We start from the raw sequence: 12,585 nt of genomic DNA on the forward strand, positions 1-12,585 counted from the left end.
GCCGGATTTTATCCCGCCTCTTCCGAGGGAGATATGGTTTTTCCGTGATGATCGCCCCCGATCAGAACTGGCCTTCTTCCTCCCCGACCAGGATTTCGCGCTTTCCGGCGTGATTCGCCGGGCCCACGATGCCCTCAAGTTCCATCCGCTCCATCAGCGAGGCGGCGCGGTTATAGCCGATCTGCAACCGGCGCTGGATGTAGGAGGTCGACGCCTTGCGGTCGCGCTTGACGATCGCAACCGCCTGCGTGAACAGGTCGCCGCCGCCGTCGCCGCCCATGCCGGTGGCGTCGAACACGGCGCCGTCCTCGTCGGTCGGCTCTTCCGCGGTGACCGCTTCGAGATATTCCGGAGCGCCCTGCGTCTTCAGATGACGCACCACCTTCTCGACTTCCTCGTCCGATGCGAACGGGCCGTGCACGCGGCTGATGCGGCCGCCGCCCGCCATGTAGAGCATGTCGCCCTGGCCGAGCAACTGCTCGGCGCCCATCTCGCCGAGGATGGTGCGGCTGTCGATCTTCGACGTCACCTGGAAGGCGATGCGGGTCGGGAAGTTCGCCTTGATCGTGCCGGTGATGACGTCGACCGAGGGACGCTGTGTGGCGAGGATCACATGCAGGCCCGCGGCGCGCGCCATCTGCGCGAGGCGCTGCACGGCGCCTTCGATGTCCTTGCCGGCGACCATCATCAGGTCGGCCATCTCGTCGACGATGATGACGATGTAGGGCAGCGGCTCGAGGTCGAGCTTCTCTTCCTCGTAGATCGCCTTGCCGCTCTCCTTGTCGAAGCCGGTGTGCACGGTGCGCGTCAGCTCTTCGCCCTTGCCCTTGGCTTCGACGAGGCGCGCATTGTAGCCGTCGATGTTGCGGACGCCGAGCTTGGCCATCCGCTTGTAGCGCTCTTCCATCTCGCGCACGGCCCATTTCAGGGCGACAACCGCCTTCTTCGGGTCGGTGACGACAGGCGTCAGCAGATGCGGGATGCCGTCATAGACCGAAAGTTCGAGCATCTTCGGATCGACCATGATCAGGCGGCACTGATCCGGCCGCAGCCGGTAGACCAGGCTCAGGATCATGGTGTTGATCGCGACCGATTTGCCGGAGCCGGTGGTGCCGGCGATCAGCATGTGCGGCGTGCGCGCGAGGTCGATGATGACGGGATCGCCGCCGATGGTCTTGCCGAGGCACAGCGGCAGCTTGGCAACCGAATCGACGCTTTCCTTGGCGACCAGCAGCTCGCGCAGGTAGACCTTCTCGCGATGCGCGTTCGGCAGCTCGATGCCGATCGCATTGCGGCCGGCGACCACGGCAACGCGGGCCGACAGCGCGCTCATCGAGCGCGCGATGTCGTCGGACAGGCCGATCACGCGCGATGACTTGATGCCGGGCGCGGGCTCCAGCTCGTACAGCGTGACGACCGGGCCCGGATTGGCCTTGACGATCTCGCCGCGCACGCCGAAATCCTGCAGCACGCCTTCCAGCGCGCGCGAATTGTTTTCCAGCTCGGCCTTGCTCAGCGGCTGGCGATCGCTCGCCTTCGGCGCGCTGAGCACCGAGACCGACGGCAGCTCGAACTTGTCGGAATTCCTCTTCTTCGGCTTCGGCTCGGCCTTCTTGCGCGGCGCGCGGGCGACGGGAGTTTCCTCCTCCTCGTCCTCTGCTTCCTCGTCGTCGAAAGCCTCGGCTTCGTCTTCGTCCTCGTCGTGATCGTCATGCGCGGGCGCGATCGAGGGCGCCGCGCGGCCGCCGCCGATATTGGGCTCCTGGCGCTCGAACGCCGCGCTGCGGCCCTGCGATCCGCTCGACACCAGTGATTTATAGGCTGTCGTGAACAGCCAGCCGAGCCGCGCTTTCGCGCTCATCGCCGCGTGGAACAGCCAGCCCAGCGAGACCGAGCTGCGGTCGTTGTCGTCTTCCTCGACGAACGGCTCGTCATCGTCGGAGATCGGCGTCAGCTCGTCGTCCTGCTCCTTGGCGCCCCAGCCGCAGGCAAACAGGAAGCACGCCGCCATCGCGACAAACAGGATCAGGCCGAGCACGACACGGTAGATGAAGCCGGGCGGCCCGAACACCACGGCAGGCGCGCGCAGCAAGGCATCGCCGACCACGCCGCCGAGCCCGGTCGGCAGCGGCCACGCTGTGTTGTGCGGCCAGCAGCTGGCAAAGCCCGCCGCGATCACCGTGCACAGGATCCAGCAGCCGAGCCGCAGCGCCTCGCGGTCGAACGGACGATGCGTCAGCATCCGCCAGCCCCACACCGCGACCGGCAGCAGCAGCATGATCGCGCCGAGCCCGAGGATCTGCATCAACAGGTCGGCGCCGATCGCGCCGGGATAGCCGAGCACGTTGCGGATCGCGCGCGAGGTGGCGTGGCTCAGCGACGGGTCCTGCACCGACCAGGTCATCAGCGCGGCGGTGATCGCGCCCGACAGCGCGATCAGGCCCAGCCCGGTCAGTTCGCGCAGCCGCCGCGCCAGCGCCTCGCGCAGCGAGAGCGGCAGGTGGCCGACCAGGGGGATGACACGTTCGATCGCTGGCATACTCAATCTTCGCGCTTGGCGATTAACCCAGGGTTTCGACCAGGCGATGCATCGCCTCGGCCGTCGATTCACTATCGGAGACCAGCGCGAGGCGGATATAGCCCGCACCCGGATTGGAACCGTCGTTCTGCTCGCGCGCCAGATAGCTGCCGGGGATCACGCGAACGCCGGCGTCGCGATACAGCCTCACCGTCGTCGCCTCGTCACCGCCGCGATCGGAGACGTCGAGCCAGACGCAGAAGCCGCCGGCGGGCCGCTTGTAGCCGTAGCGGCTGCCGAGGATCTGGTCGGCAAGATCGAACTTGATGCGATAGAGCCTGCGGTTCTCCTCGACATGCGCCTCGTCGCCATAGGCGGCGACCGCGACATGCTGCAGCGGCACCGGCACCTGCGGCGCGGCGACATTGCGCAGCTCGAGGAAGGCGGCCATGAACTTGCGATCGCCGGCCGCGAAACCGACGCGCATGCCCGGCAGGTTCGAGCGCTTCGACAGCGATTGGAACGCAACCACGTTGGTGAAGTCGGGTCCGGCGCATTCCAGCATGCTGCCCGGGGCTTCGCGGGTGTAGATCTCCGAATAGCACTCGTCGCTCAGGATCATGAAGCCATGGCGATCGGCGAGCTGCTTCAGCCGCGTGAAGTAGGCGCGCGAGGCCACCGAGCCCTGCGGATTGGCCGGCGAGGCAAGGAAGAACGCCACGGTCCGCGCCAGCGTCGCCTCGTCGATCGAATCAAGGTCGGGCAGGAAGCCGTTGCTGAGCGTGGTCGGCAGATAGATCTGCTCGCAGCCGGCGGCGCGGGCGCCGGCGCCATAGGCCGGATAGAACGGGTTCGGCATCAGGACCGCGGGCCGGCCCTTGCGCGGCGCGACGTAACGCGCGGCCGTGATCGCAGCGAAGAACAGCCCCTCGCGGCTGCCGTTCAGCACCATGACCTCGCTCTCCGGATCGACCGGGCGCGGCAATTGGAACCGGCTTCCCAGCCAGGTTGCGACCGCGCGGCGGAACGGCTCGATGCCCTTGGCCATCGGGTAGCGTCCGAACTCGGCGGTGTGCCTTGCCAGCACCGGGCCGACGAAATCAGGCACCGGGTGCTGCGGCTCGCCGACCGACAGCGTAATCAATGGCTTAGCCGGTTGGTACGGCGCCAGGAGCTCGGTGGTGCGCACGAATGGGGAACGCTCGGCCTGGCCGGCGGATGCGACATCGCCGGCGCCCTGCGCCATGCCGGATGAGGCGGTCATTGCCATGGTTGAAATGCCAGCACTTTCACTGCGGTCGGAGTTGAGGGGCGCCGACCGTAAACCGATCAAGTCACCATAGATAGGGCGAGGTTAAGACGCGATTAACCATCGGGGGTGGGCGCGGCCGGCCGCGCCGTGATATCAGCGCTGGCCGCACAAGACTGCATCGAAATTGCACCGAGATTGCTCTTGGAGACGATCCGCCGCCGCGCCGTCAGGGCGCTCATCATCACGGACGCGCGCGAAGTGCTGCTGCTGCGGATTCGCCCGCCGCACGGGGATTGCTTCTGGATCGCGCCTGGCGGCGGCATCGAGGGCGACGAGACGGCGGAGGCGACGTTGCGGCGGGAGCTCGCCGAGGAATTGGGACTGGTCGCCTTCGCGCATGGCGCCGCGGTCTGGCGGCGTCACCACACCTTCAACTGGGGCGGCCGGCGAATCTCCCAGAAGGAAGAGTACCGGATCGTTCATGCGGATCGCTTTCACCCTGTGATGACTGATGCGGCCGAGGCCAAGGTGCTTGATTGCTTCCGCTGGTGGCCGATCGCCGATCTATCCCGCGCTGAGGAGCGGCTGACGCCGCTGTCGCTCGCCGCCATCCTTGAAAACTATCTGCGCGCCGGCGCGCCCAGCGAGCTGCCGGACGAGGAAGTGCTGGTCGACTGACGCGGACTGCCGGCCGTTGCCGCGCATTCGAGCGATCTGCTTTACGCGCCATTAAGGCCAGCGCGCGCGTCACGAGTTCCTTCAGCAATTGGCAACACAGCCCGAACGAATGATCCGCGCATTGCGAGGGCGTGCGGACGGAAATGGCGATCAAGATCGAGACACGCGGCGACGTCCTGCGCCGCACCGGCAAGGTCATGGTGACTGCCGCAGGCATGACCGCGGTGATGTCCTTCACCATCGGCATGCTGGTGTTCGGCCGCGATCTGTCGGCGCCGATCACGGTCGGTCAGATGCAGGTCTTCGGCCTCACGGCCGGCGTCTTCATCGCCGTTGCGCTCAGCGGCGCGATGTCGTATCGCGCCGGCCTATTGATGCTGGAGCTCACGCGGACTCGCCGCGAGCTGGCCCAGATCTCGCAGACCGACCAATTAACCGGGCTCCTGAACCGGCGCGGCTTCGATGCCGAAGCGGCGGCAGCGCTCGACAAGGCGCAGGAAGATGGCGCGTCGGCGGCGGTGCTGATGTGCGACATCGACCATTTCAAGTCGATCAACGACCGCTACGGACATGAGATCGGCGACAAGGTGCTGGTCGAGATCGCCGACGTGCTGCGCCAGTTCGCGGTCCGGCACGGCGCGCTGGTCGCCCGCTACGGCGGCGAGGAGTTTGCCGCTGTCGTGACCGGCCGGAGCCACGAGCAGGCCGCGCGCGGCGCCGAGGAGATCCGCCGCGATTGCGCTGCAAGAACCATCCTCGACGGCGTCACCCAGCTGCCGGTGACGATCAGCATCGGCTTCACCGTGAAGGAAGCCGGCTTCGATCTCGGCAACCTGATGCGCACCGCCGACCAGGCGCTCTACGCCGCCAAGCGCCACGGCCGCGACCGCGTCGAGCACGCGCGCGATGCCGCGTGAGCACTTGTAGCCCGGATGGAGCGAAGCGCAATCCGGGCTACACACTGAACGTATCGTCTCAATGCGCCGGCAGCTTCTCGAATGACGGCTTGCCCTCGGGCAGATGGTGGAAGGTCTGCTTGTCGCAGGTGTAGATCGTCATCTGCGGGGTGAACACGCTGGGGTCGTCGAAGGTGCCGACCTTCAGGATCGCGGCGGGCAGGCCCGGCACCTTGGTCACCAGATGCGTGCCGCATTCCGGGCAGAACTCGCGGGTCACGGCGCGCTCGAGATCCTTGCGGGTGAACTGCTTGGGCTGGCTCGCGGTGTATTTGAAGCCGGTGACCGGCATCGCCATGAACAGGTTCGGGCCGCCGCCCGTGATGTACTGGCATTCGCGGCACAGGCATTGCGCCGCCATCATCGGTTCGCCTTCGGCCTCATAGCGCACGTTGCCGCAATAGCACCCGCCTTGCACCTTCATGACGTCCTCCCGTTTTTGTTGTCGGCTTCATTGTTTGTAGCCTGTCATTCCATGATGGCAGGCAATTCCGACATTATTTTCTCAAGCCGCAGAAAAAAGAAAGGGGCTCCAACTTGCGCTGGAGCCCCTCAACGGTCCGGACATTGCCGGGTATGTGCCCGGACCGTAGTTCTGGACCTGGCCCCGGAGGGAGCCAGAGTCCCGGGAGAACTCACATGTTGTAGGCGCGCTCCGTGTGCTCGGTGATGTCGAGGCCTTCACGCTCGGTCTCGACGTTGGCGCGCAGGCCGACGATCACGTCGACGATCTTGTAGAGGATCGCCGAACCGATGCCCGACCACACCAGCGTGGTGCCGACGCCCCAAGCCTGCGAGATCATCTGCGCCGCGAAGTCGTAATCGGCGACCTTAGGCGGGATCGCGGTGTAGTCGATGATCCCTGCGCCGCCGAGCGCCGGGTTGACCAGGATGCCGGTGCCGAGCGCGCCGATGATTCCGCCGACGCAGTGGACGCCGAACACATCGAGCGAGTCGTCATAGCCGAGCGCGTTCTTCACCACGGTGCAGAAGAACAGGCAGACCACGCCGACCACGAGGCCGAGCACGATGGCGCCCATCGGACCGGCATAGCCGGCCGCCGGCGTCACCGCGACGAGGCCCGCAACCGCGCCCGAGAGCGCACCGAGCAACGAGGGATGGCCCTTGATGATCCATTCCGCGAACATCCAGGCCAGCGCCGCCGCGGCGGTCGCCACGAAGGAGTTGGTCATGGCGAGCGCAGCGCCGCCATTGGCTTCGAGGTTGGACCCGGCGTTGAAGCCGAACCAGCCGACCCAGAGCAGCGAGGCGCCGATCATGGTCATGGTCAGCGAGTGCGGAGCCATCAGCTCCTTGCCGTAGCCGGTGCGCTTGCCGATCAGGAGCGCGCCGACGAGGCCGGCGATGCCGGCGTTGATGTGCACGACGGTGCCGCCGGCGAAGTCGATCGCACCCTTCTTGAAGATCCAGCCGGCGTCGGCGTTGATCGCGTCGAGGGCGGCCTGCGCCTTCGTCTTGGCATCGCCTTCAGCCGCGGCGGCGAGCGCCTTGGCGGCATCCTGGATCGCGTCCGGGCCCGGCCAGTACCAGACCATGTGCGCGATCGGGAAATAGATCAGCGTCACCCAGAGCGGGATGAACAGCGCGATCGCCGCGAACTTCATGCGTTCGGCAAAGGCGCCGACGATGAGGGCCGGCGTGATCGCCGCGAAGGTCATCTGGAAGCACATATAGACGAGCTCCGAGATGTTGGCGTCGACCGAGAAGGTCGCCGCCTTCGAGTCCGGCGTGACGCCCATCAGGAAGGCCTTGGAGAAGCCGCCGATGAAGTCGGAGCCGCCGGTGAAGGCGAGGCTGTAGCCGTAGAGAGCCCAGAGCACGGTGACGAGGCAGACGGTGTAAAACACCTGCGCCAGCACCGAGAGCATGTTCTTGGAGCGGACCAGGCCGCCATAGAACAGCGCGAGGCCCGGGATGGTCATCAACAGCACCAGCACCGTCGAGGTCAGCATCCAGGCGTTGTCGCCCTTGTTGACGGTTGGCTCGGCGTAGGCGGCGGTCGCGGCGAAAAGGCCGACTGCAAGGGCCGCCAGTCCCGCGCCATAGGGACGCTTGAACGTCATGTTATTTCACTCCTGAGGTCTTGAAAGGTTGAGCGCGAAAATCAAAGGGCCGCGGCATCGGCCTCGCCGGTGCGGATGCGCACGGCGTGCTCGAGGCTGATGACGAAGATCTTGCCGTCGCCGATCTGTCCGGTCTTGGCGGCGGAGGTGATGGCGTCGATGGTCTTGTCGACCTGGTCGGAGCCGACTGCGACCTCGATCTTGATCTTGGGCAGGAAGCTCACGGCATATTCGGCGCCGCGATAGATTTCCGTGTGGCCCTTCTGACGGCCGTACCCCTTGACTTCCGTCACCGTGAGACCGTGAACGCCAATGGCGGTCAGGGCGTCACGGACCTCTTCCAGCTTGAATGGCTTAATGATCGCCATAACAATTTTCATGAGTCCTATCCCCGCTTGGACCCGGCGCGAACGAACACCGGGAGTTTCGACTGAGGTTCACCACGCGGAGGACATCCACTACGCGGGCACAGCCACGACCCTTAGAATCAAATGCCGTGCCAACCGGCCCGAGTTCGCTAATGGATTATGAATCCGGATGTTTTCCCGCATTGCGGGAGCCGGGTGCCCCTGTGCTATTCGGTCGCGCCTAAAATCTAATCAGACTGGCTCAATTCGTGAGCAAGCCAGGGTCCGGACACAATTCTGCTCAGCTGGGCAGCAGCAATAGGTATTTAGATGGGGTGTTGCCGGGCCATTAGGCGGCGTCGCGCGCCGCGAAGACCTTGTCGATCAATCCCCATTCGAGCGCCTGCTGCGCCGACATGAAGTGATCGCGGTCCAAGGTCCGTTCGACGTCCGCCTCGGAGCGCCCGCAATGCTGGGCGTAAAGCCGGATGATGCGCCGCTTGGTCTCCTGCATTTCGGTGGCATGGATCAGGATGTCGGAGGCCTGGCCCTGGAAGCCGCCAAGCGGCTGATGCACGTGGAGGCTGGCATTCGGCAGCGCGGCGCGGTGGCCGGGTTCGCCGGCCATCAGCAGGAACGAGCCCATCGAACGCGCGGTGCCCATGCACAGCGTATGCACCGGCGCCTTGATGAACTGCATGGTGTCGTACATCGCAAGCCCGCTGGTGATCACGCCGCCATAGGAGTTGATGTAGAGGTTGATCGGCTTGTTCGGGTTGTCCGCCTCCAGGAACAGCAATTGGGCGCAGACCAGTCCGGACATCGCATCATTGACCTCGCCGTTCAGGAAGATGATCCGCTCGCGCAGCAGCCTTGAATAGATGTCGAACGAGCGCTCGCCGCGGGTCGATTGTTCGATGACCATCGGGACGAGTTGCATCATGTCGCGCATCGGCGACCTCCATGTCTGCAGGTGATGACGTCTCAGCGGATGAAGTTTGCGATCAGGCCGCGCGCATCAGACAGCGCGTGTTGCTGTTGGCCGGTTGCGGCGGTTTTTCCCTGATGCCGCAGGCCTGCTGGATGATGCGAAACCGCGTGCCGCCGGCCTCGTTCGGCTCGATCCGGAAGGTGACATGGCTTTCGCGAAACGGCGGCTCGGACTCGCGGAGCCGGTAACGGACCTCTTCGCCTGTTATCGTTGATTCCGGCTCGGCGCCGGCGAGATCGCAATCCGGCAGCCAGCGTTCGCGCAGCGCCGGAATGGTCACGGCGCGCCATACTTTTTCGGGCGGCGCGTCGAGCTCGTATTCGATCACCAGAGCTGCGTCGGTGTCAGGCTCGACCATGTCGCTCATTGATCCATGTCCTTCAGCAGGTCGGAGAGCGCTTCGATGCGCTTCGGCCAATAGGCGCGGTAGCGGGCGAGCCAGCTGCCGATGCTGGCGATGCCGTCCGGGTCGACCTCGTAATTCACGAAACGGCCCTGCCGCTGCTCGCGCACCAGGCCCGCCGCGCGCAGCACCGCCAGATGCTGCGACATCGCCGGCTGGCTGATCTCGAGGCCATCGCGCAGGGCGCTGGCGTTGAGGCTGCCGCCCGCGAGCTTCTCAAAGACCTTGCGGCGGGTCGGGTCGGCCAGCGCCTTGAAGATATCGGCTTCGATCATGCCAACACATAAGCACACACTTATGTGTTGCGCAAGCCCGAACTGTCCTCACGCCGTGCTGCGTGACGTCGGGCGCCCTTTGCATGGGGTTGTTTTGCGAATTTTGACGCTGGGCTCCCCCCGGCCCTGTCCAGGCGGCCGCTACTGCAACGCTTCGCCGTGCTGCGAGATGTCGAGGCCTTCCATCTCCTGCTGCATCGAGACGCGCAGCGGCACGAAGACGGAGACCAGCTTGAGCAGCACGAAGGTGACGCCGCCGCACCAGAGCGCTGTAACGACCACGCCGTAGAGCTGGGTCAGCAGCTGGTTCGGATTGCCCTCGAGCAGGCCCGAGGTGCCGCCGATCGCGGAGGCCGCGAAGATGCCCGCGAGCAGCGTGCCCGTCAGGCCGCCGATGCCGTGCACGCCGAACACGTCGAGCGAGTCGTCATAGCGGAAGCGATGCTTCAGCCAGGTACAGGCCCAGAAGCAGACCAGGCCGGCAATGATGCCGATGATGACGCCGTGCCACGGTGCCACGAAACCGGATGCCGGGGTGATGGTGCCGAGCCCCGCGACCGCACCCGAGATCATGCCGAGCACCGACGGTTTGCGGCGGGTCGCCCATTCGATCGCGCCCCAGGTCAGCGCGCCGGCGCAGGCCGCGAGATGGGTCGCGGTGATCGCCATGACCGCGCGCGAATTGGCCGCGAGCGCCGAGCCGCCGTTGAACCCGAACCAGCCGACCCACAGCAGCCCGGTGCCGACCACCGCGAGCGACAGATCGAACGGCGACAGATTGTCATGGCCAAAGCCATGCCGGTTGCCCATCACCTTGGCTGCGACGAGGCCGCTGATGCCGGCGGAGAGATGCACCACGAGGCCGCCGGCAAAATCCAGCACGCCTGCGGAAGCAAGGAAGCCGCCGCCCCACACCCAATGCGCCAGCGGCACATAGGCGAAGATGAACCAGCCGATCGAGAACAGCACATAGGCGGAGAACCGCATGCGGTCGGCGACTGAGCCTGCCACCAACGCCACCGTGATGATCGCGAACGTCATCTGGTACAGCATGAACAGCGCTTCCGGGATGGTCCTGGCCGCCGGATTGACGCTGTCCATGGTGATGCCGGCCAGGAACCAGCTGTCGAGCGAGCCGAGCCAGGGACCGTTGCCTACGAAGGTCAGCGAATAGCCGAAGGTGACCCAGAGGATCGAGATCAGCGCGACGGCGGTGAGGCTCTGCGCCATCGTCGCCAGCACGTTCTTCTTGCGCACCATGCCGGAGTAGAACAGCGCGAGTCCCGGGATCGTCATCATCAGCACCAGCGCGGTGGCGACGATCATCCAGGCGGTGTCGGCGGCGTTGATGCCGGGATTGGTCGCAGAATCCTGCGCGAAGACCGGCGTGGCCTGCGCGAACAGCATTGCAGCAGTGATCGGCGCAGCTGACATCGCTGCACGAAGAGCTCGTGCCCCCATCATCATTCCCCGGCGTGTCGTCGTTTCTTGGCGTGGATTTGTGACGTGCGCCGGCCTCGTTGCCGGCGACGGATTTGATAAAGCTCAGAGCGCGTCGTTGTCGGTCTCGCCGGTGCGGATGCGCAGCGCGTGGTCGATCGGCGTCACGAAGATCTTGCCGTCGCCGATCTGGCCGGTGCGGGCGTGCTGGGTGATGACGCTGACCGCCTGCTCGGCGAGGCTGGAATCGACCGCGATCTCGATCCTGAGCTTGGGCAGGAAGTTCACGACATACTCGGCGCCGCGATAGATCTCGGTGTGGCCCTTCTGGCGGCCATAGCCCTTCACCTCGGTCACCGTCATGCCGTGGACGCCGATCGCAGTCAGGGCCTGGCGGACCTCGTCAAGCTTGAACGGTTTGATGATCGCGACGACGAGTTTCATGGTTCAGGCCCTTATTCCCTTGAAGTTGTCCCTGTGCGCCCGTTCCCGGACCGGCGCTTGCCGCCCCCGGAGCGGCAATTTGCCGTTCCGCACATTTCGCGTTCGCCAAATCTGGCAGCTTTCCGGGCAAATGGCACAAAAAAGTTGCAGGTAGAAGGGGAAAACGTGCGCAGCGCATGAACTCCGTCACTGTACGAGACGACAACCCTCGGCCAGAATATGGCTTTCCCGCCCCGGCCAGCGGTCCCGCTGGCTCGTTTCGCCTACCGTGCGCCCACCTGCGCGCGCGCCCCGAGGAACAAGAAATGTCGAACCGAAACTGGTTTTATGCATCCGAAGGCCAGCAAAAGGGCCCCTTGCCTGAAGCCCAGCTCCGCGACCTGATCACCCGTGGCATGGTGGGTGCCGATACGCTGGTGTGGACCGAGGGCATGGCCGGCTGGCAGAAGGCGGGGGAGATTCCGGGTCTTGTTCCGAGCGCAGGGGCGCCGCCGGCGTTTCCGCAGGCCGGCGGACCGCCGCCGGTGGCGGCGTCGGCAGGCTATAGCGGCGGCGCGCTGTCGGCCGACTTCCCGATCTGGGGCCTGTTCGGGCGCAGCCTGCTGATGTTCATCGGCCAGATCTTCGTCATCCCCGCGCCGTGGACCGCGACCGGCCTGTACCGCTTTGCGATTCCCTATATCCGCGTGCCGGGCCGGCCGCACCTCGCCTTCACCGGCCAGCCGCTCGACATCTGGTACGTCTTCATCGTGCTCGGCCTTCTGACCTATGCCGGAGCCGCCAACAGCAACATCGTGACGCTGCTCTCGCTGCTGTTGCAGGGCTTCCTGAGCTGGATGATCGTGCGCTGGATCTTCGGCCGCCTCAGCTCGAGCGGCCAGGATCTCCCGATCTCGTTCAACGGCAGCCCCGCGGTCTATGTCGGCTGGTACGTGCTGATGGTGGTCGCGTGCATCACCATCATCGGCTGGGCCTGGGTGCTGACCGCCTGGATGCGCTGGATCTGCCGCAATGTCGAAGGCACGCGCCGCGAGGTCACCTTCAATGCCTCCGGCCTCGAAGTGCTGTGGCGGACCATCGTGTTCTCGATCGGTTTCGCCTTCCTGATCCCGATTCCGTGGGTGCTGCGCTGGTACGCCAACTGGTTCATCTCGCAATTCGCGCTGACCGAGCGCGGTGCCTACGCAGGTAGCTAAG

Annotated in this window: 13 protein-coding genes; 3 read left to right on the top strand and 10 right to left on the bottom strand. The window is 65.5% G+C overall.

Features of this window, described 5'->3' with window-relative positions; translation table 11 throughout:
- Positions 1-61 precede the first annotated feature (61 nt).
- Together ACTUWL_RS15385 and ACTUWL_RS15390 are read right to left on the bottom strand one after the other, a co-directional pair.
- Positions 62-2,545 (bottom strand): DNA translocase FtsK, encoded by a 2,484-nt coding sequence (locus ACTUWL_RS15385; protein ID WP_035653691.1) that lies wholly within the window; start codon positions 2,543-2,545, stop codon positions 62-64.
- A gap of 16 nt (positions 2,546-2,561) precedes the next feature.
- Positions 2,562-3,788, bottom strand: a complete 1,227-nt coding sequence (locus ACTUWL_RS15390) for an aminotransferase class I/II-fold pyridoxal phosphate-dependent enzyme (RefSeq protein WP_021082512.1) — start codon at positions 3,786-3,788, stop codon at positions 2,562-2,564.
- 183 nt (positions 3,789-3,971) lie between these two features.
- Between ACTUWL_RS15390 and ACTUWL_RS15395 the strand changes: the two genes are divergently transcribed.
- Entirely contained in the window at positions 3,972-4,448 is a 477-nt protein-coding gene (locus ACTUWL_RS15395) for an NUDIX domain-containing protein (RefSeq protein ID WP_021082513.1), read from the top strand.
- Positions 4,449-4,591: 143 nt separating this feature from the next.
- The gene (locus ACTUWL_RS15400; protein WP_021082514.1) at positions 4,592-5,365 is read left to right on the top strand and encodes a GGDEF domain-containing protein; all 774 of its coding nucleotides are present in this window, start codon (positions 4,592-4,594) and stop codon (positions 5,363-5,365) included.
- Positions 5,366-5,423: 58 nt separating this feature from the next.
- Here ACTUWL_RS15400 and ACTUWL_RS15405 read toward each other — a convergent pair whose 3' ends face one another.
- The 8 genes from ACTUWL_RS15405 to ACTUWL_RS15440 all read right to left on the bottom strand — a co-directional run bounded on the left by ACTUWL_RS15405 (position 5,424) and on the right by ACTUWL_RS15440 (position 11,388).
- Positions 5,424-5,828: a GFA family protein gene (locus ACTUWL_RS15405; protein WP_021082515.1), complete on the bottom strand. Its 405-nt coding sequence runs from the start codon at positions 5,826-5,828 to the stop codon at positions 5,424-5,426.
- A gap of 211 nt (positions 5,829-6,039) precedes the next feature.
- Complete coding sequence (locus ACTUWL_RS15410) at positions 6,040-7,488, bottom strand: ammonium transporter (protein ID WP_021082516.1); 1,449 nt, start codon at positions 7,486-7,488, stop codon at positions 6,040-6,042.
- 41 nt (positions 7,489-7,529) lie between these two features.
- Positions 7,530-7,868: a P-II family nitrogen regulator gene (locus ACTUWL_RS15415; protein WP_021082517.1), complete on the bottom strand. Its 339-nt coding sequence runs from the start codon at positions 7,866-7,868 to the stop codon at positions 7,530-7,532.
- A gap of 316 nt (positions 7,869-8,184) precedes the next feature.
- The gene (locus tag ACTUWL_RS15420) at positions 8,185-8,787 is read right to left on the bottom strand and encodes an ATP-dependent Clp protease proteolytic subunit (RefSeq protein WP_021082518.1); all 603 of its coding nucleotides are present in this window, start codon (positions 8,785-8,787) and stop codon (positions 8,185-8,187) included.
- 52 nt (positions 8,788-8,839) lie between these two features.
- Entirely contained in the window at positions 8,840-9,193 is a 354-nt protein-coding gene (locus ACTUWL_RS15425; protein ID WP_021082519.1) for an SRPBCC family protein, read from the bottom strand.
- Complete coding sequence (locus ACTUWL_RS15430; protein ID WP_021082520.1) at positions 9,190-9,504, bottom strand: ArsR/SmtB family transcription factor; 315 nt, start codon at positions 9,502-9,504, stop codon at positions 9,190-9,192. Before ACTUWL_RS15430 ends, ACTUWL_RS15425 begins: the two co-directional genes overlap by 4 nt.
- 141 nt (positions 9,505-9,645) lie before the next feature.
- Positions 9,646-10,965 carry an ammonium transporter gene (locus ACTUWL_RS15435; RefSeq protein ID WP_035653729.1) on the bottom strand — a complete coding sequence of 440 codons (1,320 nt, stop codon included), beginning with the start codon at positions 10,963-10,965 and terminating at the stop codon, positions 9,646-9,648.
- An 84-nt stretch (positions 10,966-11,049) separates the two neighbouring features.
- Entirely contained in the window at positions 11,050-11,388 is a 339-nt protein-coding gene (locus tag ACTUWL_RS15440; protein WP_021082522.1) for a P-II family nitrogen regulator, read from the bottom strand.
- A 305-nt stretch (positions 11,389-11,693) separates the two neighbouring features.
- On the opposite strand from ACTUWL_RS15440, the gene ACTUWL_RS15445 reads away from it, so the two are divergent.
- Positions 11,694-12,584 carry a DUF4339 domain-containing protein gene (locus ACTUWL_RS15445; RefSeq protein WP_021082523.1) on the top strand — a complete coding sequence of 297 codons (891 nt, stop codon included), beginning with the start codon at positions 11,694-11,696 and terminating at the stop codon, positions 12,582-12,584.
- Position 12,585 lies beyond the last annotated feature (1 nt).

It is taken from the genome of Bradyrhizobium sp. WCU1, assembly GCF_053474805.1.